Genomic DNA, 24277 nt, shown 5'->3' on the forward strand with positions numbered 1-24277 from the left:
TAACTCTATACGGTATGTTTACCAAAAGTAAATTAACGTGAGTTTGATAAAAGTGGGATGTCGGATTTCGCTACTGCTATTTCGTTAAAAAGTCGTTTGAAAAAGGGTGTATCTGCCCATATTTTGCGTTTTTTCGGTCGTTTTACCGCTCTACCTGGGGAAACACCCAAGCAAAAACACCTACAGATTTATTTTCAAACTCACGTTAGGTATGGAGGTATTGAGGACATGCGGTTTCTCGTACCTCCCTAACCTTTTTCAAGGAGAAATTTGAACGTGAAAAAAAATGTTCTTGGAATTGTATCTACTTGGGTCGGTGTATTTGCGATTATTGTTCTGGGTATTCTACTCTATGCAGCTTCAAAGAAACTTGGGCAGGTTCAGGTTGAGTTAGTGTCCACCGAACGGACTTTGCAAACTGTGGAAAGCGAGAAAACCGATCTTAAAAAACGGTTGGGAGAAACTCAAAGTATACTTGAAGCAGCACGTTTAGACCTCAATCAGACCCAAGAAATATTGCAAAACGCCAGTGAAGCCTCCCAAAAAATCGCTGCCGAACGTAATGCGCTTAGACAGGAAAAACGCTCACTTGAAAGCGAAAAAGAGGGCCTTCGGGCAAAATTAGCCGAAATCGAGTTTGAACTCCAACAGATTCGTATCCAATCGCAACGTTCAATCGCCGCTATCCAAGCGAAATTTAAAGATTCAGTCGGTGCGGTATTGGATGACGCAGGACGCCTGAAGCTTGATGTCAAAGGGAAAATCCTGTTCGAAACTGGGAAGGCGACTTTAAGTCCAGAAGGAAAAACACTCCTTGAGGCGATCGCTGCGGAAGTCTTGCTCAGCACGAACTATCTGGATTACGCCGTGCGGGTTGAAGGACATACCGATGACGCGCCGATAGGAGGATCAGCGTTACGAAATTGGAATCTGTCAACCGAGCGGGCAATCGCTGCTGTTAAATACCTCCAGGAGCATGCGGGCATTAAGGCCCAACGTTTGGCGGCAACAGGATATGCTTTCTATCAACCGATAGACGCTGCCGACACACCCGAGGCGAAAGCGAAAAACCGGAGAATTGAAATTATACTGGTGCCACCGCAGGATTTTTTATCCGAGCTGCTGACTTCACTTCAAAATGTAATGGCATCTATTGAGAATCAGGCGAGTCAGTAGTTTTGTGATAGCAAACTACTGACAGGGAAATGGCACTACAAGTATCTGTTGATATTCCGACTTACATTCAAACGAGAGGAAAACGCATAATGTTTTCAAAGAGCAAACAACAATCTGGATCCAAAACTGTGCCATCTCAACGAGGTCACGGCTTTGGGACGGCTCCAGTGTTTCTGACTTCAATCACAACGATCTTGGGTGCCATTCTCTTTTTACGCTTCGGTTATGCTATCGCGAATGTCGGACTCTGGGGTAGCCTCATTATTATCCTCCTCGGGCATTTGGTTACGATTCCGACAGTGTTAGCAGTATCGGAAATTGCAACCAATCGCCGTGTGGCAGGCGGGGGTGCCTATTATATTGTGAGCCGCTCCTTTGGCACGAGCATTGGAGGCGCGATCGGACTTGCCCTGTATTTTTCCCAAGCGATCTCGGTCGCTTTCTATATGGTAGCATTTGCCGAGGCTTTTGTCCCCATCTATCAGTGGATCTTAGACACCTATGAGTTGGGTCTTGACCCACGTTGGGTGAGTGTCCCGTGTACCGTATTGCTCATCGCACTCATGTTAACGAAGGGCGCGGATATAGGGGTGTCGGCACTCTGGGGTATCAGTGCCATCCTTGCTGCATCGATAGCAACTTTTTTTTTGGGTCAGGGGCCTGAATCCATACAGCCCGATGGTCTGAATATTACGGCGCGCATTGAAAACGGCGATAGCTTCGGTACGGTTTTCGCGACCTGTTTTCCCGCCTTCACTGGGATGATTGCGGGTTTGGGACTCTCCGGGGACTTGAAAAACCCTCAGAGAAGCATACCCCTTGGCACGATTGCGGCGACACTCACAGGTATGGTGGTCTATATTTTTGTTGCCTTTAAATTGTGTCAGAGTGCGACACCGGAGGCACTCGCCGGTGATCAGTTTATCATGGCACAGATTTCCTTATGGGGACCGGCTATCTATATTGGGTTGGGAGCCGCTGCGCTCTCATCCGCTCTCGGCTCAATCCTCGTGGCGCCCCGAACACTGCAGGCACTTGCTCGTGACAATGTACTGCCGATTCCGAAGCTGAACCGCCTCATGGAAAAAGGGTTCGGAAAGAATGAAGAACCCGTATACGCGACGTGTGTATCAGGCGCAATCGCTATAGTGTTCACTGTCGTAGGCGGTGTGGATTTTATCGCGCAGATCCTCAGTATGTTCTTCATGGTAATGTACGGAGCACTCTGTGCTGTTTCATTTCTTGAGCACTTCGCGGGTAATCCGTCCTATCGCCCGACTTTCCATTCTCGGTGGTACCTGTCTCTGCTCGGAACTATGATGTGTGGATTGATGATGATTCAAATAAGTGCCCTATACGCGTTCATCTCAATTTTTCTCATGGCGATCACTTATCTGGGGCTTCGCCGCAGCAGTAGAGGCCAACGCGATTTGACAGCGATCTTCCAAGGAACGATGTTTCAATTAACTCGGTGGTTGCAGACGACTCTGCAGAAGAATCGCGTCATTACATCAGAAGGGGGATGGCGTCCTTCGATTATCGCTATAACTCGATTCGGAGAACGTCGGCTGGGTCATTTTGACTTACTCCGTTGGATTTGCCACCGACACGGATTCGGTCAGTTTATGCAGTTCCTGCCTGTTGATTATTCGTTTACCAGCGATAGAGAAGCGCGTAGCCAGGTTGACGGGTTGATTCAGCGAGCGGAGATGAGTAAAGCAGGTATCTTCGTTGATTCCGTAATTTGCCCGACGTTTCCACTTGCTATGGCGCAAATACTACAGATGCCTGGGATTTCTGGCTTACCAAACAACTGTGTCCTCCTTGAGTTTAAAGGTGAGAGTCCTGAGGAGTTCGAAGAAGTTAAACAAGGCGCGCGTCTCGCAGCGAGCTTAATGTCCAACGTCTTGATCCTGCGATCAACAGAATATCGATTCGGGTATCGCGCCTCGATCCATGTGTGGGTGACAGAGGATAACTTGAAGAATGCACCCCTGATGCTGCTGCTTGCATATATCATTGTGGGACATCCGGAGTGGAAACGTGCTGAGATCCAACTGTTCGCCTGCTCCGAGGCAAGAGACGCTGAACGTGAGGCTGACGAACTCTCGACACTGATGGAGGAGGGTCGGATCCCGATTTCAAGGCAGAATGTGACCTCTATTTCCTATAACAGCCCAGAGGTTTTGGAAAAAGAGGTGGCGCAACGCTCTTTTCAGGCTGACCTGGTTATCGCGGGTTTAACAGAGGAACGCCTTAATTCTGAGGAATTAGCCCAAACGTTACTATCTTACGAAGGCGTGAACGACGTACTGTTCGTCCATTCAATTGAGGAGATTGTCATTGATTAACCTAAGCACACCAACGATATGGGGAATAACAAAGGGCCACAGTCCCGTTGTAGCAGCAGCGATTCATGATGGACATCACGTGCGTGAGGAAGTCTCGAGAATTCTGGCTTTAACCGATGCAGAAAGGCTCAGAGAAGAGGATCCCTTTACTGCCATCTGGACTGAGGTCGCAGAAACACGGATTATAGGCTCACAATCCCGCTTTGAGGTAGATCTGAATCGTCCGCGTGAGAAAGCCGTTTATATTAGACCGGAGGATGCTTGGGGACTCCGTGTTTGGCAAGAGCGTCCGGATGAACAACTGATCAGCAGGTCCTTAGCAGGATACGATGCCTTCTATTCGGAAGTCCACAACCTATTGACAGATATTGCGCGGCACTTTGGACATTTTGTTGTTTTTGATCTACATTCGTACAATCATCGTCGCGACGGTCGTAATGCCCCACCGGCGGAGCAAGAAGAGAATCCAGAAGTTAATATTGGCACAGGGACGGTGGTTAACGAGAAGTGGACTCCGCTGATTCAGCGTTTCATGGCAGACCTTCGGGCTTTTGACTTTATGGGGAGACATCTCGATGTCAGAGAAAATGTCAAATTCCGAGGTGGACAGTTCGCACGATGGATTCATGAATCGTTTCCAAATTCTGGTTGTGCGATTGCCATCGAATTCAAAAAATTCTTCATGGATGAGTGGACAGGTGAGCCAGATATGATGGGAATCAACACGATTCAACATGCTTTACAATCCACACTGTTAGGTGTAGAAGAAGAAATTGACATATTGAATAGAGCCGAGAAAAAAATATAAAACCCGAGGAAAAATTAGCAAGATGGCAGATCAACCCAAGGTATCTCCTAAAATTATCAGTGATCGATTCATTAGGACAGTTTGTGATCGACTTGCAGAAAACAAGGCGGTTCGTCGGACTCTCCCGGATCGTGGACGGTTGCATATTGATCGGCAATTGCCATTTCTGTGTGTCTATCGGTATCCACCAAAGTATAAAGATACTGGCACGGAGCGTCTTGTTATGGGTCAACCGTCCTACTTAATTGCTTCAGGGGACAGTCGAATGGGTGCGAGTCTATCCGAACTTATCCAGAATATTGCCCGAACATTATCCCGTGAGTTTGGGGCTTTTCTGATTTTGGAGATCTGGAGCGGAAAGAAAAATGAGGACGGCAACGATTCCGCTCAACTCACGCGGGTACCCGAATTCCGGATTGCAACACAATCAACCGTGAGTCCCTTTGGAACCGTTGAGACACTCGCGGAGGCACTTCGCCGTGTTCGCGTTCGCAAACAGGAAGCTGTGGTCAAAATGACGCGGCATCGGAAAATAGCCCCCTCCGGTTTACCTGCCCTGTTGCCAACCCAAGTTTGCAAGGAAATAGGATGTGCTATAATCGGTCTTGAGGTGTCTCCTATCTATCGCTCACCTGAAACGGATGAAGTTTTTCCGATAATTCGACGGGCACTCGCGCGTGAAATCACTGGGGCGTTGCAGAAAACCTTTTTTCAGTTCTCACGAGCAGAAACGACGCATCGCCCTGCACATTTTCATGTTTTGGGACGTCGGGCAGTTGTTAAGGCGGTTTGGGAAGTAGACAAACAGCTCGCAGAAATCAGTAATGCATTTGGTTTTCTGCTACAGGTAACACCGATCAATACAGAAGACGCGTATGCATCATTTAGACGTTCACATTTTGAACGGACACCGGTTTTTTATTACCGTCCACGTGCTTTTGATCCTGCACTGCTCAAGCGTAAACTTTGGAATATTGGGTTAGAACGGATAGAAGACCCAACACTTGCACACCTTTTCCGAGAAAAGCGCGATGAACTTGATATACAACTCACGATGCTGAGTCATGTTGATACACCACGATTCTTGCCCGGCAGTTTGCAGCTTTTTGGTGATGTAAACGATAACCTTTTGCAACTTGCCCAAGAAATTGTAGCTTATGTGCCCTCCCAGAGTCGTGAGAGGAAACCGAGTATTAGACTTGATGCCACGGCTTTTGCGAAACGCGTTGAAAAGGAACTTCAATACTACCGACACCAATTCCCCGAATTTTCTGCGAGCGTTGAGATACGCGATGATATTTACGCGGGACTTATGGTGTCTAACGGAAACCTACTCATCGGCAAAAAAGCACGAATCCCAGTTTCTCGTGCAGATGCGTTGATTCAGCACGAAGTCGGTACGCATATACTCACCTACTTCAACGGACGTGCCCAACCGTTCCAAATGCTCTATACTGGACTCGCGGGTTACGAGGAAATGCAGGAAGGCATTGCTGTCCTTTCAGAATACCTTGTGGACGGTCTGAGCCTTCCGCGGCTACGACTTTTGGCGGGACGCGTAATCGCTGTGCGTTGTTTAATAGATGGTGCTTCTTTTATTGAGACTTTTCGAATCCTCACAGAGACTTACGCATTCACACAACGAACAGCCTTCACTGCGACAATGAGAACTTATCGCAGTGGTGGTTTAACTAAAGATGCAGTTTATCTCAGAGGACTCATCGGGCTGTTAGATTATTTAAAAAAAGGAGGTGCATTTGAGCCGCTCTTTGTCGGGAAAATCGCAGTTGAACACATTCCTATCATTCAAGAATTACAGTGGCGTAAGGTTCTAAAACCAGCACCGCTACGCCCAAGGTATATGGAAAATCCAAGTGTAGAAGAGAAAATCAATGCGTTACGCAAAGAAGCCTCTGTTCTTGGTTTAATCAAAAAGGAGAAAAAATGAAAATCGGATTCCTCGTCAATGATCTGGAAACTGAACAAGCCGGATACACAACGACTCGGCTGGCAATGCAGGCGATCAACATGGGACATGAGGCGTGGATAATAGCAGTCGGCGATCTCGCTTACGATCCAGATGAGTATATTCGTGCGACGGCTCGTATGGCACCGCGCAGTAATTATAAATCCCACCAAACCTATTTCAATGACCTGCAGAGCAAACGGGCAAAAGTGGAGCGTATTACGGTCGATGATTTAGATATTTTGCTCCTACGAAACAACCCAGCGGATGATGCGATGGCAAGACCTTGGGCTCAAAACGCTGGACTCATTTTCGGGAGAGTCGCAATGCGACACGGTGTCATTGTGCTCAATGACCCGAATGGACTTGCCAAAGCACTCAACAAAATGTACTTCCAACTTTTCCCTGAGGAGGTGCGACCGAGAACCCTAATTACGAGAAGTCAAAGCGAGATCAAAACATTTGCTCAAGAACAAGGTGGGACAGTGGTATTGAAACCGCTGCAGGGATCCGGTGGACAAAGTGTCTTTCTTGTTAGACCGGATGACCTTCCGAATATCAATCAGATGATTGATGCTGTCGCCAGGGATGGATATGTCATCGCACAGGAATATCTACCCGCGGCAGCAGAGGGAGACATGCGCTTGTTCGTTCTCAATGGACTGCCGCTGCGTTACCGTGGCAGATATGCGGCTTTCCGGCGGGTTCGCATGGGCGGCGACATGAGAAGTAACATTCACGCAGGCGGGAAACTTCGGCAGGCGGAAATTACCGATACCGCCTTAGAACTCGTCGAAATGGTACGCCCTAAATTAGTTCAAGATGGCATGTTCTTGGTAGGTTTGGACATTGTAGGAGACAAACTTATGGAGATTAATGTCTTCAGTCCAGGCGGGTTGGGAAGTGCACAAAGGTTTGAAAAAGTGAATTTTAACGTCGCTGTTATTGAGGCACTTGAGAAAAAAGTGCAGTACATGAAATACTACCGGCGAAATTTTGACAATGTGGAAATGGCAGTCCTGTAAAATTCACATGACGGGGTTGTCAACATCTTGGACATGGGGATGGCGAACGGATTTGGCACAGATCAAAATGTAATGGAATCTATTGTTCAGTAGGACTACGGCTAATGTAACTTTTTGATGATTCTATTCGTCATAAATTATAGTAAATTATCAAAAAATGAAATTTAGAACAAGCAGATAGTATTACTGACTCGTATGATTTTCGGGAGGCTATACATTGAGAATTCCGCTGTTAAATCCGTTCAAAAGATATTCGCAAAAAGTTGGGCTTCCGCCTGGAACACTTATTTATGTGGGTGAAGAGCGGACAGAACCCGTTAGGATTACCATCACTGATTATGATGAAAAACACCTTCACGAAGAAGAGGTTCAAACGGTAGAGGCGTGTCTACCTTTCAAAGATACGGCGACTGTTACTTGGATTCACATTGAAGGCGTTCATGATACAGATATCATTGAAGAGATTGGAGAGCATTTCGGGGTTAATTCGCTTGTGCTTGAAGATTTGATGAGCCCTACTCAACTCTCCAAAATAGAGGTATATGAGGACTATGTCTTTGTTATCCTCAAGCATCTCGATTCTGATAGGGCATCTCTAAAGGTCTCAAGGGAACAAATCGGTCTTATTATTGGCGAGAGATTTGTAATTTCACTCCAAGAAAATTCCGGATCACTCTTCGCGCCTATTCACAATAGACTCAAAAACGTCAATGGTAGACTTCGAAAGATGCGGTCCGATTATCTTGCGTATGCGTTAATAGATGTTATTGTTGATAACTACTTCATCGTGTTGGAACATCTCAGTGATCAAATTGAATCGGTGGAGGAAGAAGCCATTACGAACCCGACATCAGAAATTCTCGCGAGAATCAATGAATTGAGAAGGAAGTGTCTACTTTTACGTAGACCAATTCTTCCGCTGCGCGATGTTCTCAATGATGTGTTAGATGACGAAATTCCGCTATTTACGCAAGAAACATCTCTATATTTCCGAGATGTCTACGACCATCTGGCGCAAGTGATACACACGTTAGAAACGCTTCGCAGCGCGGTTTCAGGGCTGTTTGATACCTATACCTCGGCGGTGAGTCATCGGATGAATGAAGTCATGAAGGTACTAACCATTGTGGCGACATTTTTTATTCCACTGACCTTCATCGCCGGTATTTATGGGATGAATTTCAAATCCATGCCCGAACTTGAAGCCGAATGGGGATACCCGGTTGTTTTGTTAGTGATGGTGGGCATTGGCATCGCTATGTTTCTCTATTTCAAGTTCAGAAAATGGTTCTGAATTTTGAAGAGTAGCAGTTCAAAACAGCATTTGGCTTATATAGGGGTCGTAGCACACATGTGCCTCTCGGTGAGAGTTTTCATCTCACAGGAAACCCAATTTAACAGACTACTATTGCATCAAGATTGAGTTTTAGAGTCAGTTCACCGTAGGGACGAGGTCTCCTCGCCCGTACAGCCCATAAGTTCAAAGTTGAAATAATACTACGCTACGAAGTTAGCAACCTGTGTTAATTACAGTAAATTTTTTAAGGAGGAGAATAAAAAATATAATAAACATGCGATTGTCTTTAATTCACCACAATGTTTCAGTCAGTAAATTGTATATATCCGCCATTGTGGCGGTTTTCGGGGTTTTTTATTCAATACCGGTATATGCCCAGTTCGCCGATTTGCCGCAGGATGCCAAAACGGTAGACATCGGTGTAAATGGCGACAGAACTTCACAGACACTCATCCTAACTGCTGTTGTTCCGATTCAGGATATTAATGGGTGGGTCGGGATTTTTGGTTCGCGAGCGTCAAGTGAAGAAGAAGTGCTCTCTGAGATTGCCAAAGCGCGTGCCCAAGGCGGTTTTCGGATAGGCACTTTCGGGATTGAAGCGTTCACAGATTTGGAACGTAACATTAGTAAAGGGAGCACGCTAACATCCCAAATCGGTAGTTATATCCGTCCTGCGATTTATGAACGCGGGACACTTCGCGTATCTGGTGGTGTCGGTGCCTTCATTGAAAATATTCGACCTCAAAAAGACCTGGTGCTAAAGAATTTTGATCCGACAACGTTCCGATGGTTGGCATTCTCGTCGGTAGGATGGCGGAAACTGAATATTTTGTTGAAGTTCACGCCGGAAGTTGGATTCACAAACTATAAATTTTTGGCGGAGCCCGCGATTACTTTCAGCCTCTCTACCCGATTAAGTCTGCGTTTGAGTGGTTCCCTAACTTATAATAGCGATCCGTTAACGGAGAGATGGCATTATAAGTATCTGACGATTTTGCGAGTTACGTTATAGCCGTATAATGTTCCTAAATGTGAATCACAACGTAGTCGAATAGTCTTAGTGCTCCCAAACAAACTTCAAGAAAGGGGAATAGAATGTTTTTGGAAGCCATCGCACGTTTAGCAGAACGGATTTTTGGTTGACGCAGCAAAGGTCGTTACAGCGGATGTCATCGAAGAGATTGCGGAAGAACCGTTTATTCGTGCGGAATTGTTTGATGCGGGTGTGATGATGCGGTTACGCTACAAGACGCGCCCGGTGGATCGTGCGAAAAGTCTCAGCGACATTGTCAAAATTGTTTTTCATGGCTTCTCCGGGAGTAAGAGAGTTGAGTTCTGCTATGCACATTCAGAAATCATTTACTCATGGAAAGACCAACCCGCATTATCGGCAAGTCTTTCAGAGGAGTAGTTATGTCTTCAGAAGTCTGGCAGGCGATACTCAATTTCAAATACATATCCGTGGTGTGGATGGTCTTGGTGGGGATAGGGACGGTCATTGTTTACTTTCGTCTGACCTCGCAGCTCCGCAAGTTTACAGAGGCGCACGCCTATAAGCCTGAGAATGCTGACCGCTTCTTTTTTATGTGGCGTTACGTGTTCATGTTTTCGATGGGTGTGCTCATCATTTTTCTTTTTTCCGATGTCTTTGGGATCATCGGACTGTCATTAGCGTTTATAATGACGCTGATGGGGTGGGGTATCCGAAACCCGATCATGAACTTAGCCGCGTGGTTGTTGATTATCCTTCAGAAACCGTATCGGATTGGGGATAGGGTTATCTTGGGAACGACTATTGGTGACGTGCGGGACATCTCGATCATGTATACACAGTTGGATCAGGTTGGCGGAACGATTGGTGGGGAGGAGAAATCTGGGCGGAGTGTTATGATTCCGAACCAACATCTTTTTCGATGGAATGTGATTAACTATACACGAGACGAGAAATATATTCTGGATGAGGTAATTATTCGGTTGACATATCGTTCAGATATAACGCGTGCCGAGCAGATTATGTGTGAGCAGGCGGCTGAAGTGACAGCTGACATCTGCGAGGAAACAGGGGAATCGCCATACGTGCGGTTTGAGTTTATACCCTCCGGCGTGGTCGCCAAACTCAGGTATCGCGTCAGTGCTGTGAAGCGGCAAAGCACTTCGACATTAATCGTGGAACGGATTTCCAAGGCGTTTAGGCACGCGGAGCAGATTGAGTTTGCCTATGTCAAGAGCGAGACACTACTAATCCCAAAGAACGATGAATTGCCGCCACAGTATCTGCATATCCAATAGTTCCCAGAACGTCCATTGACAGATAGGATAGAATAAAATGAATGAATTAATCCAACAGGTCCGTGATTTAGTTGAAACACCGGTAAACATTTTGGGGGAACCCATAAAAGTTTTCCAAATTGTTTCGTTAATCCTGACTTTGACCGCCACATTGCTGGTAGCAGGATCTTTACATCGATGGTTCCGGCGTCTTTTCAATCGTCTCCGGATATCCAAAGATATCCAAAATCGGTTACTGGCGTTGCTATTTCTCATCATTGTGATTGTCGGAGGAGGTTTGGCTTTCAGATTCGCAGGAATTAGCACGGGTTTCCTTGGTAAAGTTTTTCATTACCCACTTACAGAGTTGTTCCAACCGCCTAAAAAAGCTGTCGAGATTGGTGAATCTGGAGAAGTATCACCGATTGAAACCGTTGAAGATAGTGGTAACTTAACGTTAGCGAGGCTATTCTATGCGTTTGTGATCATCTTCGGGATGTTTATCCTCTCTAAATACCTGCAATGGGTGCTCAGGCGGCAGGTGCTCCAAGATTTCCAAATTGCGAGACATACCCAGTTCATCTTGCTTCGATTTTTCCATTTTACGCTTATCAGCATTGGGAGCCTTCTGGCTCTCAGTGCCGTTGGCGTGAGTTTCACAACGCTGGCGATAATTTTCGGTGGGTTGAGTATCGGTATCGGTTTCGGTTTACAGAATATTGCCTCGAATCTGATTTCAGGATTTATCCTTATTTTTGAGCGTCCTATCAAAATTGGAGATCTCGTGGAGATTATGGATGTCGACGTATTTGGAAGGGTGAGTAGTATCAATCTCCGTTCAACCGTTATCGTTTCGCTTGATGAAAAGGAGATTATTGTTCCTAACTCGCAGTTGATTACCGAGTCCGTTCATAACCTCACACACGATAGCCATCGCTTCCGTCTTCGGGTTCCCGTCGGGGTGTCGTATGGTTCAGATGTCGAGATTGTGAGAACAGCCCTGATTGAAGCGGCACATGAGCATCCGATGGTAATTAAAGAGTCCAATCCTACTTTGGAAAACGTCACGCCCCCCTTCGTGCGTTTTGTTAGTTTTGGTGAATCTTCTCTCGATTTTGAATTATTAGCGTGGATTCCTGACTCCTTTCGGCGTTTTGATATTGCCAGCGATCTCCATTTTTCGATTTGGCGCAAATTTAAAGCATACAATATTACAATTCCATTCCCGCAACGAGATGTCCATTTTTACCCGAAGGAAGCGGAATAAAATCTTGACCGCTAACAATTTCTTGTGATACTATATACAACGCGAGTTCAATATTAAGCCCGCAGGGCATCAACACCGAATGCGCGGATAGTATTCAGCAGGGTTGAACGGGAATCCACTGAAAATCGGACATAGACCGGATGACGGTTTGCGTTATAATATTTTGTCAGTTCATACCTTTCCCGAATTCAGATTTTCCAGCAATGCTGACGGAACCCTTTCTATAGAACAACTTAAGAAATGCAACGGATAGACACCTTTCTGGTAGAACACAACTTGGTAGAGAGTCGGGAACAGGCGAAACGGCTCATTCTTGCGGGTGCAGTGACTGTTAACGGGAACGCCAGAATTAAGCCGGGGCAACGGATTCCCGCCGATGCCGAGGTGGTCGTCCAGCAGCAACAAAAATATGTGAGCCGAGGCGGGTTCAAGTTAGAAAAGGCGTTACACACCTTTGATATAAACGTTCACAATCGGGTTGCGCTCGATGTTGGTGCGTCAACAGGGGGATTCACAGACTGCCTCCTCCAGCACGGTGCGAAATTCGTCCATGCGGTTGATGTCGGTTACGGGCAACTGGCGTGGAAACTCCGCACGCATCCACAGGTACAACCGATTGAGAAAACGAATATCCGGCACCTAACGCCAGCACATCTCAAAACATCGGTGTTGAATGCCCCAGAAGACTTTGCCTCCATCGCCGTGATTGATGTCTCCTTCATCTCTTTGAGAACGGTTCTGCCGAGTGTAATCAAACTTCTCATACCAAATAGTCGTCAGTCATCCGCTATTGACATCATCGCACTCTTGAAACCGCAATTTGAAGCCGGGAAAGCGTACGTGAAAAAAGGGGGAATTGTGTCTGACAAACGGGTGCATATCCAGACGATAGATAACCTTAGTGCCTTTGTGACGGAAAAACTCGGAGCCATAGTGAAAGGTCTGACCTATTCGCCAATCCACAAGGACATCGGAAATATTGAGTACCTGCTTTGGCTTGCGGTCGATGGTGAGTGCACGGATTCCTATCAACTTCAGCACACGACTGCAGAGATTGTAGAAGCCGCGCATGAGTCTTTTGGAAATAGCAGTCAGCAGGTAGTAAAGATGTTTTGTTAAACCCAAAACAGTAGCCTGCAACAATACGCAGAAATACCCTATCAAAAACACGCAGGCGGATTTGAGAGAAGAACGCTAATGTCGAAACACACGTTATTTACCCGCAAGGTAAAATTAAAAATTTTCGTTGGGTTATTTTTTATTGTCGGGTTATGCGGGGCTTTTTTCTTTATCCGATCAAGCACCTTCTTGGATTGGGTAGAAGGACGACTCGAGACTGAACTGAAAAATCGGATAGACGCTACCTACACGGCAAACGTCGGTAAAATAGAGGGAAATATCTTAGGGAGCGTCAGCATTAGAAGTGTTGAGATTTCTAAGGAAAACAAACCGGTAATCTCCACAGGGAAAGTCGTACTCAAATATAATCTCTTAGGATTGCTAACCCGGAAATTTGAGGTAAAGGAACTGCAGGTAGACAAACCGGAAATTCACGCCCGCAGGAACCCCGAGGGTGCCCTGAATCTATCAGATATTTTGGGTGACCAGACGACACAAGCGTCCCCACAATCGCAAGATTCTCCACAATTCGGTTTCGCTGTCAAATATATTAAATGTGAGAATGGGACAATTGATTACATCGACACACAACGCAGCTGGGACCTCCGGATTGATGGAATTACGATTGAGGTAAAAGGTCCCCTCAACACATGGCAGCATGAAGGGACGTTTGAAATTAAGAGGGGCAGTTTCACGGTCAACGGTGCCGAAACGGCAATTGACAAATTTAATGCTGATTTTCATATTTTAGCCAGCGGTAGCACGTTAGATGAACTTCGATTGGAATTTGGGAGCTCCACTTTGGAGGTTACGGGTGAATTTACCTACGGAGAAACCGATCCGCCTTGGAACAGTAAAGTTGACTTAGACCTGAACCTTGCAGATATAGATCCGTTTTTTGGTGAAGACATCGAACTTGAAGGCGATGTTGACGCGACGCTGGCGGTGGAGGGAACAGGTTCCGCCTTAGCCGGAACCCTCTCTGTGGAAATACCAACCTTCTCCGCTGTCACAGCAAAGAAGGATATCCCCAAGATAACGTTGACAGCCGGACACATTGACGCCGATTTCAACGCTGAACCCATCCCAATATTCACGTTAAAACAACTCAGTTTCCAAGTCGCCGATGGCACCGTGGTCGGTGATGGAAGTATCACGTCGGAAAATGCCTTAGAAGGCGATCTGCTCAAGCAATTTCAACAATTGCTAACCCACCCTATGACTTACCGCGGAAAATGGGACGCTACAGAAATACAACTGATCCCACTGTTGTCAATGTTCGTCCAACTGCCCGAAAACCTCGCAGACAGCACAGGACGCCTCTCAAGCAGTGGAGAATTCAGCGGAAATCACACAGACCCCTCAAGCCTCGAACTCGCCAGCAAGATCTTACTCACAGAGACAATCCTTGACGAGGTGAAACTTAACGATTCAACGCTCAAGTGCACAATAGGCGCGGGTGAATTAAAAATCGACGGAAACTTAGATGAAACCGGGATTAATGTCACGGGTCCCTTTCCTGTAGGCAGACAAGATATTTTGGAGATCCAGGTGTCGGGTATCGATGTCGATGACCTGATGAAGATTGCCAATAGTGCGGACATCGGTGGGATAGGGGCATTATCTGCGCAGTTATCGGACGGGACGCTGAAAGGGTTTATGGAGATACCGAATGCGACTTTTAACGACATTCCGATCGGAACTCTGTCGGGGGATTTCCGCTATCAAGAGGGACGGGTATTCATCGAAAACGGATTGATGACGAAGAATACCATAGAAGGCACATCGGGGGTACAAACCCCTCCCACAAAGGAATTTCTTAGCAGAACGACAATTACGGGAACTGTGGAGGTTGAAGGCGAGTTTCCTGCGGATATCAGCGTTGTCGCTGATCCGGTTTATGTTCAACATTACCCGAAACTATTGTTAGGTGCCGAGTATCCTATAGAGGGTGAGATCAGAGGTGAACTCAAATTAGATGGAACGCTCGTCAATCTGGATGGCACTGCCGACTTCAGTGTTACCGAAGGCGTGGCATGGGGTATCCATTTGGATCCGCTGGTACTTCCTTTGGAGGTTGAGGATTACAATCTTACGATACCGGATTTCAAGATAACGACTCGCGGGCAGCAGGTTACACTCAATGTTGCAGTAGCCTCTAATGCTGACTATGACCTACTTCTCGAAAATAATTCGCCTGTTCACTTAGAAGAAATTGCGAAGGCGGCAAACCTTCCCGATTTTCCCTTTGAAGGACAATTCGATGTTCGGGTCGTTGGAAAACTCAAAAAACCGGAAGATGCGGATTTTCAGGTTGAACTCGATTTTTCAGGCGTAACCTTCTTGCACACCGAGCGCGGAACGAAATATCCACTCGGTGATGTCCATCTCCTCGGCAAACTCGTGGAGAGTAGTTATCAGTCGTCAGTTAACAAGGATCAGTTAACAGAGGGTTTGGTTAAATCAGATTCCGCTTCAACTGAGAACCCGAACCTCCCACTCGATGCCGATACAAAACAACAAAGCACGAGTGCGGCGTCCGAACTGATAACGGATGCCTATTTTGATTTTCATGGACACGGCTTTGAGAAAACGAGTCGGATTCAAGGATACGTCAGCCTGGCTCTGGGGAATCCCTACCGATTTACTGCGGAAGGTGAGAAATTTGATATTACGCCGATCCTGCCTATATTACACCCAACACTTGAAGCGGTTACGGGGACGGCTGATGGGAATGCATCAATAAGCGGAACAATAGCGGATCTTGTCGCACCAACCGCGAACATAGCCTCTGAATCCCAAAGACAAAAGATTTATCCGTATGATGTGGATATTCTTGTTAGTACCTCCCAACTACGCTATGAGACCACTGTGACGCGGAGAATTGCGTTCACAAATGCTGAACCGATCCGTCTGAATCTCAAAGACGACACATGGACAATCGAGACGCTTTCCTTGAGGGCATCCGAAAATAAAGTCCCATTTCTTGAATTGATAGGGACCTTGGATTCCAAAAATGAGATGATGGACCTGCACGCTGTATCTGACGGGTTCGCGCTCCCACCCTTTTCGGAGGTATTGGGACTCCCGCGTGGCATGCTACAAACCGGCACCCTCCGTTACGACTTGAAAGTGACCGGAACACCCACCCAACCCAACCTTCAGTTAGAATGGGCAACCCCGACGCTAACATTGGAAACAGAAGCAGGTGATATTGACATCACCGATGCAGGGGGTGCCATAACATATCAGGAGGAGACGCTGCGTTTTGAGGAATGTGCTTTCACAATCTTCGGTAACGACGGGCATTTAGAAGGATACGTTGATGTCCAACCCGAAGCGGTCGACAGTTCGGAGTTACACCTCCGCGTCGATACCATCGCTTTGGATCTCACTACTTTGCCGGTGGAGGCTATCAATAATTTCGGCTCTGGGAACGGGATAACTGGAATTTTAGAGGCATCTATAGAGATCGGTGGCACGCTCGCTGAGCCCCTTGTGCTATTATACGCTGAAACAGCCGGACAGCATCCAATCCGCTTTGTTTCTTATATTCCTTCTATTACGCTGGAGCGACTTCGTGTAGACATTCGCCTCGATTCAGAATTCGTACGTGTTGAAAGAATAGAGGCGAACGGTCAGATAGGAGAGGGTCCCTACCATATCCAAGGGGAAGCCGTGTTCTCACGTCAGGATAGAGAGGCGATGCGATTCGATATTAATGTATCAGCGTCACAAGTAGAAATTGGGGACTATGGATTCACGTCAGGATATATTAATCTCAGCGGGACAGGCTTAGACCTACAGCAGGTTACGGTTATTGGCGAAATAAACGAACTGGAACTTGACGGATATGATTTCCGTCTTATCAACAGGGCACCACTCCGATTTAGATCTGATCCAAGGGGAACGACTGAGGATACCGAGCCTCTCGTTGTGGAGATTCCGTTACAACTCACATCCCCTACGATGACCGCGGCAATGGCAGTCAACGTTGCAGGCACCTTCACTTCCCCTGAAATCGCGATAGACTGGCAGGGGACGCTGAATCAAAAGGAGTGGACAGGCAAAATCCAGTATCAAGATGAACGCATAAACGTCACGGGTATAGAACTCAAAAATAGTGAAGGGGTGTTAACCCTTGCGGGTGTTATTCCGTTTAATCTGGCATTTGAAGCCATGGATATATCTGAACGGTTTATTGCTGCCCCCATTGACGTGCGCCTTCGCGGGAGTGAACTGCCTCTCAGTTTTTTTCCGGAGATTGATACCGCCTTTTCAGAGATGGACGGCACCGTTGACATAGATTTAGGTATACAAGGCACAAGTCAATCTCCCTATGTGGTGGGTAACGTGTTTGTTGAAGCGTTGCAACTGCGTCTTAAAGACTTCCACGGGTTTCCACTTCAGAATATGCAAATACACCTCAGCGCGCGGAAAGACTGGATTGATTTTACGGAGTTCCGATTTGACATAGGGGATGGCTCCTGTAGACTTGAACATGGACAGATAGCATTAGACAGCTTAACCCCAACATCATTGATACTACGAGGATTGAGATTAGAACGATTTCCCCTGGGTTCAACTGCCCGTCAATCCTTACCGCCATACCTTGTAGAAGAGGTGGAAGGGCATATAACAATGACCTTGCGGACCTTAACAGTCCCGTTCGATAGTTTCTTAGCGGCTGGAGAGGGGTTGCCTTTTGCGCAGGTCCGAGATGTTCCCTCACTCACCGATTTGGTCTCGGTTTCAAATGCCGATGTATCAATTAATAGCGTTCGCCTCGCTTTCAAGGCAATGGATCGGCACTATGACTTTCAAAATCTCCAACCGACTCCGATAATTCTCAGTAATGGAACTTTGGTTCTAACGGAAACTTTCAGGTTTGAAAACCAAGCCGAATTTTCAGTCAAACAGACTTTTACCGACGAGGATACAAAACCTGAAGGGTTACTCGGTAATGAACAGACCATTTCAGCGAAGACAATGCTAAGTATCGATGCTGAAAGCAAGTGGTCGATGAACGGGGAGTTTGACGGCGCGCTTCGGCTCAAGAATTTTGATGTTTCAACGATAACTAACACGTGGCCTACGCAGTATCGGGTTACCGGGGCGTTGTCCGGAAGTCTACAGATGAGCGGGACGAGCGAGAATCCAAAGATAACCCTGCGACGGCACGAAAACGAACCTGCTGAGCTCTATCTACACGACATCCCGATTGACCCTCGATGGAGAATCCGGTATCAGAACCGGAAATGGGAAATAACAGAGAAACGATACGTTGAAGTTACATTCGGGAAAAATCAGCTGACTTTCTCATGGACAATGCCCTACAAGTTTGAAATTATTCCATTTCTTACGGCATTGCAACAGTCTCCAGAAGAAGTTTGGATAGAGTTCCAGCAGGCCCCGATGCGTGGAACTTTGGATATAAAAGTAAACGACCTTACCATGCTGCCGTCTGTGGTCCCAGGGCTTAGCACTGCAACAGGCACTAGCGAAATTCACGTTGAACTGACAGGGACGATGGATGCCCCACAAGCCGACGGGAGTGTCCTTTTTAATGATATTGGATTTGAACTTCCGGAAGCTAATATTCAAGTTAAAGGGGTAGAAGGCGACATTAAGTTATCGGAAAAAGGCGTAAATATTAGGAGACTTGATGGCACCTTGAATGATGGAAGATTTTTGGTCACGGGCGGCGTCACAGCCCCATTAGATAGACATATATGGGAGACACCACCAACATTGAATGTGTCCACCGGTCTCACATCAACGGTTTTTGAACAAACCGGACAGTACCGGATTGACCTCGCTTCCACCTCATTTCGTCTGCACGGGGAACTGCTTCGCCCGCGTCTAACAGGGGATATCCATATCAACGGCGGCTACTATCAACAAAATTGGGAAAATGTTCAGGATTGGCTCACAGGGGCATCGGTCAAGGAAACAGAACTTGTATTGGACTACCCTATTCTGCGTGATTTACATCTCGATGGGGTAGATATTAACATCCCTGATAATTTTCGTTTGCTTTCATCTTTCATAGGACCCACAGATATTGAAATCGCCTGCTTCGGTAAACTCTTCGGTTCACTGCGTCAACCCGTTTTCAGCGGGAACGTCTCGATGCTCAATGGAAAAATTGGGATTCCTCCCCAGACCTTTGAATTCATTGAAGGATCTGCAATCCGGAACCAGAGCACTGTCGATTTTAATCCTGACCTCAATATTTTTCTTCGCACACCGGACCGCGTTCGAGGCGTCTTACCGAGAGATGGAAGCACAATTGATCTTCAGGTGTATGCCTCCCTTACCGGCACTCTCAGCAATCCTAACTTTATTCTCAGTGCTCCCCCTGAAGCGACCACTGAAGTCCTCTCACATGATGAGATTATAGATTTCCTCTTACGCAACGCTGCACTTTCAGGCGCGCTCGGTGGGTTCACATTTAGTTTCCATCGTCCGCTTGATGAAGATGCGCGATATATAAGTGCGGAGTATCCACTCGGAAAGAATGTATCCATTAAAATTGAAACCAATGAAAAAAGGGAACACGGGATTGACGTTGAATTCAAAGGACGGTTCTAAGGGAAAAAAGTTTGCGAGTGTATCTAAAGTTGCGAAGTGCCTAAGGTTATTGACAACTTTACCGACCTTAGCACACTTTATAAACTTTGGCACACTTTACGCAGTTTGTCTTATTCTCTGGTTTCCTTGCTGCTTTTTCCTCCAGTCTGTAGGCGCACAGGAAAAAGCGATGGAAGAGCGGAACGGTGGAAGGATGGGCACCCAATCTTCCAGACTTCCAAGCTTCCAACCCAACGATTCCTCTCAGAAACCGATTGCGAAGATAGAATACTACATTGGCACAACCCCTGCAGAAGAAACCTCAGAATACCCGAGTATACTTAGAAACCAGACAGTCGTATCAATTGGCGACACACTTTCTCGTCAGACGATTCAACAGAGCATTAAAGCACTCTATGCAACACAGCAGTATTCCCAAATTCAGGTATACTCGCAGGACACTTCCGATGGTATTGTTTTAACCTACCAGCTGACACCTTTCGCGCGTATTGAACAAATTGTGCTCTCCGGCATCCCTGAAAACGAGATCAAAACCGCTATTGAGAATGAGATGCGATCAAGACGGGGAGGAAAGTATGTGCCCACAATTGTCAACACCGACATCCAGCGGATCAAAGGCGTATGTGAAGCGTATGGCTATTTTGACGCAAAGGTCACAGTCTCCGATACGCTCACCGAAGCGGGGACGTTAACCTACCAGATAGCCGTGGGAGATGCCTCACAGATCAAAATATTGCAAATTCAAGACAATGTTGCTCTCTCAACGAACAGCCTTAAAGCCGTGTGTAACTTTAGTCGACTCCTCCCGATTTACAACAAAACCGGTGTGGAGACGGATGTGGCATCTATGGTGGTACTTTACCGTAAAAACAACTATCCTACCGCTGAGATCGTCCCAAACTTTAATCATGAGACGGGTGTGCTCCTATTTCAGGTCAATGAAGGGAGAGAGGTTCGGTTTAACTTCGTTATGGATGTTGGGGAGCTCCCTTTATCACTCCAGGAGACGTTCAGAGAAGATATAGTTTCTTTAATAAACACAGCCTCTCCTTCTATATGGGAGCACCGGATAAGATCCTATTTCAAAGCCAAAGGCTACCACGACACCACCATTCATGAGGAAATACCGGATGCATCCAGGGTTCGACTTACGATTAATCCCGGGGTGCGTTATGTCGTTAAGGATGTCACTTTCTCTGGGAATAGGGCATTTTCGGAGGCGCAACTGAAGCGAGAGATGACGATGAAACCGATAGGCGGATTTCTACGAAACTTGCAAGCAGACCTCGCAAGAGTGTTATTTCAGCACGAACAGAGACCCTTTTTTTATGAAGCAGAACTCGATACAGATATACATCGGCTCAACATTTTATATGGAAAAGCGGGGTATCCGAAGGCGGTTATCACGACAACGCTCGATAAACAAAATCCAAACGACCGGAGTATTGGCGAAGTGGGGATACATGTCGCAATCACTGAAGAACACAAAGAGATGATTCACCGATGCGACATTAGCGGGAACAACGCGTTAGATACGGCTACGCTCCTGGCACGTTTGGCGCGTGAACTCCCGCTTCCGCAGCCAAATGCCTCACTTGCGCGGAAAGCCTACGGCAACGCAATCTTGAAAGCCTATTATGAACGCGGATACATTGATGCAGTGGTAAGTAACTCGTATATATTAGAAACAAGTGATCCAGTTTTTCGAGTAACGGGCAATTTCTCGGAACCCCTTGAGAGAGGTAAACTTCCACAGGAAATCCGATCGGAATTCAAGAGACATGACCTTACACTTACAGGCGTTTACATAGCCACCTACATCGGCAACCGTTGGAGCCTCCAAGACATTGAGGGGAATCCACGGTATACGCTTAAACAGGAAGCGACACATCTTGCGGTATATGAACACGGGGTGCTACATCTCACCGTAGATACAGAAGGTGAGCAGGTCGTGTTTGGTAAATTCTATTTTCAAGGGGACACGGATGTTGTGAAACAACATGTGCTTCAACGAGAAGTCGGCCACCTTGAGGGAACGCTTTGGACATCAAAAAAGTTAAGCAGTGTCTTGCAAAATCTATATGGCTTAGGACTTTTTCGCAGCGTCCAGTATGAACGCTTCTCACAGTCTACCCGTAGCACAGGGACACCGCAATCCTCGAAGGTTACGGATCCCTCTGACCCGCGTCTCCGGAAGATCAATGATGTTTTAATAACCGTCGAAGAACAGAAGCCACGGACCTACAGTATGAGCAGCGGTTACAGTTTCGCAGAGGGGTTTCGCGGAACGTTGGGGTTAACGGATAGCAACTTTCTCTTTAAGCGGAACATTCGCGGACGGACACGCGCCAGACTGGGATGGCGAGACGAGTTGGGTTATCTTTTTGATGCGACGTTGACTGAACCGTGGTTGATTGGACGGACGCGGGGGAGTCTACAGATATTAGCCAAGAAGTTAGAAGTAGACGATAACGTCCGCGCCCTTCAGGGGAGTTTTATCCTCAGCAGAGACGTGTCCGAGTCGCACCACCTGGATCTAAGATATAGTTACCGGGACTTGACCCAACCCGTTCCACCGGTGCGGGGCTCTCCAGCAGGTATCGGTGCCCATATAGAGCAGAATCCTTTCAGCACAACCGTGAGCAGTATTCGATTCTCTTGGACCTACGACAACCGAGAGCGTTATTTGAATCCTACCGGTGGCATGTTGAACGATCTCACGCTTGAATACGCGGGCGGCAACTTCTTGCGGGGTGAAACCAGTTTTATTAAGACAACAACGGATACCCGATATTACCAAGAACTCATCGGCGGACTTGTCGTAGCCACCGCCGTCCGATTCGGTATTACGACCGAATTGCGATCAAACCGGCGTGCGGAACTGATCTCTTTTGAGCGGTTTTGGGCAGGTGGCGGGACAACGGTTCGCGGTTATGCTGAGCGTTCTCTCGGTCCCAAAGATAGCACGGGCATCCATCGCGGCGATGTGCAATTCATCTTTAACACGGAACTCCGCTTCCCAATCTATCGGATCGTTCGCGGTGCCCTCTTTTTTGATGCTGGTAATGTTTGGGATGCCTTAGAGGATATCAATACGACGCAACCGCTCCCCTCCTCTGTCGGTGCTGGACTTTACTTGGATCTTGGTGCCCTCACAGCTGGTATCGATTACGCTGTCCCACTCGTGTCCACGCCGGGTGCTTTAGATCCAAACAGAGCCGTTCACCTTCGTGTGGGGAGTACGTTTTAATTTTACCTTGCGGTTCGAACAGGTCGTTTGTATCTATGGCGTTCATTTCCGTATATCCGCCTGCGTGTTTTTGCTTGGGTATTTCTGCGTATTGTTGCAGGCTACGGGGTTTGATGCTCTACCAAAAGGTGTCTTGTGTGAAGGGACCCTCTTAACTGAAAAAAACTGATAACCGATAACTGACGACTATTCCGCGTAGGGTTTTCCTAAGGCAAGAGGGGCTTCGGCGCGCCCGACAAAGCCTGCTAAGACTGCCAAACAGAGCACATAGGGCAACATTAAAAATACCTGATACGGCACTTCCCACCCCAACGCTTGGAATCGCGCATCGAGTGCTGAACCGAGTCCAAAAAGCAAGGCAGCCCCACACGCCTTCACAGGATGCCATTTCCCGAAGATAACGATTGCTAAAGCAATGAACCCGCGTCCGACCGTCATACCGGGTGTAAAATAGGGCACGTCAGCGAGGGAGAGATAACCGCCCGCCATTCCTGCCATCGCGCCAGCGAAGAGTAGACAGATCGTTCGCAAACGGAGAACGTTCGCGCCGGCAGCAGCAATCGCTCTCGGATGCTCGCCACACGCACGGACCCTCAGTCCCTGTTGTGTATGATAGAGGAAAAAATAGACGCACGGCACCAGCAGAAACGTGATGAAGACGAGGATGTTGTGCGAAAACAGGGCGCGTCCCAAGAAAGGGATTTCGGAGAGCAGTGGAATGTCAATCTGCTGAAACGCTGGCACTCCCTGGGCGATTCCCGTTACGCCGAAAAGCCGTTGATAGACGACTTCTGTCAAACCTAACGCCAAGAGGGTCATCGCCGTGCCGATGATAACTTGGTCACCCCGGAGTCTTATCGCACAGAGCGCGAACAGCGCGGCGGCGATCAGGCCACTGAGACCCGCCATTAACAGTCCGAACCACGGCGCGATCACCGCGAATTCCGCGGTATAGAAGGAGCCGACCATCCCGAAAAACGCACCGATGAGCATCATACCCTCGATACCAATGTTAAGCACACCCGCACGCTGAGAGATGACCTCGCCTAATGCGGCAAATAGGAGCGGGGTTGCCCCGCGTATCGTCGCTGAAAGAATCTCTTCAAACATATTTTAATTTATTGCTCCTGGGCTGCTGCGTCCGTTGTCCTTGCAG

Annotated in this window: 14 protein-coding genes; 13 read left to right on the plus strand and 1 reads right to left on the minus strand. The window is 47.3% G+C overall.

Going from position 1 to position 24277, the window contains the following annotated elements:
- Window positions 1-270 precede the first annotated feature (270 nt).
- The 13 genes from F4X88_18380 to F4X88_18440 all read left to right on the plus strand — a co-directional run bounded on the left by F4X88_18380 (window position 271) and on the right by F4X88_18440 (window position 23121).
- The gene (locus tag F4X88_18380) at window positions 271-1176 is read left to right on the plus strand and encodes an OmpA family protein (protein ID MYA58255.1); all 906 of its coding nucleotides are present in this window, start codon (window positions 271-273) and stop codon (window positions 1174-1176) included.
- Window positions 1177-1265: 89 nt separating this feature from the next.
- Window positions 1266-3527, plus strand: a complete 2262-nt coding sequence (locus tag F4X88_18385; protein MYA58256.1) for an amino acid permease — start codon at window positions 1266-1268, stop codon at window positions 3525-3527.
- Window positions 3523-4335 carry an N-formylglutamate amidohydrolase gene (locus F4X88_18390; GenBank protein MYA58257.1) on the plus strand — a complete coding sequence of 271 codons (813 nt, stop codon included), beginning with the start codon at window positions 3523-3525 and terminating at the stop codon, window positions 4333-4335. The genes F4X88_18385 and F4X88_18390 overlap by 5 nt, the downstream gene beginning before the upstream one ends.
- Window positions 4336-4357: 22 nt before the next feature.
- Complete coding sequence (locus F4X88_18395) at window positions 4358-6283, plus strand: flavohemoglobin expression-modulating QEGLA motif protein (GenBank protein ID MYA58258.1); 1926 nt, start codon at window positions 4358-4360, stop codon at window positions 6281-6283.
- Complete coding sequence (locus tag F4X88_18400) at window positions 6280-7326, plus strand: glutathione synthase (protein ID MYA58259.1); 1047 nt, start codon at window positions 6280-6282, stop codon at window positions 7324-7326. The genes F4X88_18395 and F4X88_18400 overlap by 4 nt, the downstream gene beginning before the upstream one ends.
- 229 nt (window positions 7327-7555) lie before the next feature.
- Window positions 7556-8620: a magnesium/cobalt transporter CorA gene (corA, locus tag F4X88_18405; protein ID MYA58260.1), complete on the plus strand. Its 1065-nt coding sequence runs from the start codon at window positions 7556-7558 to the stop codon at window positions 8618-8620.
- Between the two features lie 277 nt (window positions 8621-8897).
- Window positions 8898-9635 carry a hypothetical protein gene (locus F4X88_18410; protein ID MYA58261.1) on the plus strand — a complete coding sequence of 246 codons (738 nt, stop codon included), beginning with the start codon at window positions 8898-8900 and terminating at the stop codon, window positions 9633-9635.
- A 123-nt stretch (window positions 9636-9758) separates the two neighbouring features.
- Entirely contained in the window at window positions 9759-10034 is a 276-nt protein-coding gene (locus F4X88_18415; GenBank protein MYA58262.1) for a hypothetical protein, read from the plus strand.
- Entirely contained in the window at window positions 9989-10912 is a 924-nt protein-coding gene (locus F4X88_18420; protein ID MYA58263.1) for a mechanosensitive ion channel family protein, read from the plus strand. Before F4X88_18415 ends, F4X88_18420 begins: the two co-directional genes overlap by 46 nt.
- A gap of 37 nt (window positions 10913-10949) precedes the next feature.
- Window positions 10950-12158 (plus strand): mechanosensitive ion channel, encoded by a 1209-nt coding sequence (locus tag F4X88_18425; protein MYA58264.1) that lies wholly within the window; start codon window positions 10950-10952, stop codon window positions 12156-12158.
- 240 nt (window positions 12159-12398) lie between these two features.
- Window positions 12399-13277 carry a TlyA family RNA methyltransferase gene (locus F4X88_18430; GenBank protein ID MYA58265.1) on the plus strand — a complete coding sequence of 293 codons (879 nt, stop codon included), beginning with the start codon at window positions 12399-12401 and terminating at the stop codon, window positions 13275-13277.
- 78 nt (window positions 13278-13355) lie between these two features.
- Window positions 13356-19871, plus strand: a complete 6516-nt coding sequence (locus F4X88_18435) for a hypothetical protein (protein MYA58266.1) — start codon at window positions 13356-13358, stop codon at window positions 19869-19871.
- Window positions 19798-23121, plus strand: a complete 3324-nt coding sequence (locus F4X88_18440; GenBank protein MYA58267.1) for a BamA/TamA family outer membrane protein — start codon at window positions 19798-19800, stop codon at window positions 23119-23121. The genes F4X88_18435 and F4X88_18440 overlap by 74 nt, the downstream gene beginning before the upstream one ends.
- A 186-nt stretch (window positions 23122-23307) precedes the next feature.
- On the opposite strand, the gene F4X88_18445 is transcribed toward F4X88_18440, so the two are convergent.
- Window positions 23308-24231: an ABC transporter permease gene (locus F4X88_18445; protein MYA58268.1), complete on the minus strand. Its 924-nt coding sequence runs from the start codon at window positions 24229-24231 to the stop codon at window positions 23308-23310.
- Between the last annotated feature and the right edge of the window lie 46 nt (window positions 24232-24277).

The sequence above is a fragment of the Candidatus Poribacteria bacterium genome, assembly GCA_009839745.1.
Lineage (GTDB): Bacteria > Poribacteria > WGA-4E > WGA-4E > WGA-3G > WGA-3G.

Bases quoted from the DNA above. Each gene is read 5' to 3' on its own strand.
- F4X88_18385 (MYA58256.1), top strand. From the start codon at position 1,266: ATGTTTTCAAAGAGCAAACAACAATCTGGATCCAAAACTGTGCCATCT.
- F4X88_18395 (MYA58258.1), top strand. From the start codon at position 4,358: ATGGCAGATCAACCCAAGGTATCTCCTAAAATTATCAGTGATCGATTC.
- F4X88_18400 (MYA58259.1), top strand. From the start codon at position 6,280: ATGAAAATCGGATTCCTCGTCAATGATCTGGAAACTGAACAAGCCGGA.
- F4X88_18410 (MYA58261.1), top strand. From the start codon at position 8,898: ATGCGATTGTCTTTAATTCACCACAATGTTTCAGTCAGTAAATTGTAT.
- F4X88_18420 (MYA58263.1), top strand. From the start codon at position 9,989: ATGGAAAGACCAACCCGCATTATCGGCAAGTCTTTCAGAGGAGTAGTT.
- F4X88_18425 (MYA58264.1), top strand. From the start codon at position 10,950: ATGAATGAATTAATCCAACAGGTCCGTGATTTAGTTGAAACACCGGTA.
- F4X88_18430 (MYA58265.1), top strand. From the start codon at position 12,399: ATGCAACGGATAGACACCTTTCTGGTAGAACACAACTTGGTAGAGAGT.
- F4X88_18435 (MYA58266.1), top strand. From the start codon at position 13,356: ATGTCGAAACACACGTTATTTACCCGCAAGGTAAAATTAAAAATTTTC.
- F4X88_18440 (MYA58267.1), top strand. From the start codon at position 19,798: ATGTATCCATTAAAATTGAAACCAATGAAAAAAGGGAACACGGGATTG.
- F4X88_18445 (MYA58268.1), bottom strand. From the start codon at position 24,231: ATGTTTGAAGAGATTCTTTCAGCGACGATACGCGGGGCAACCCCGCTC.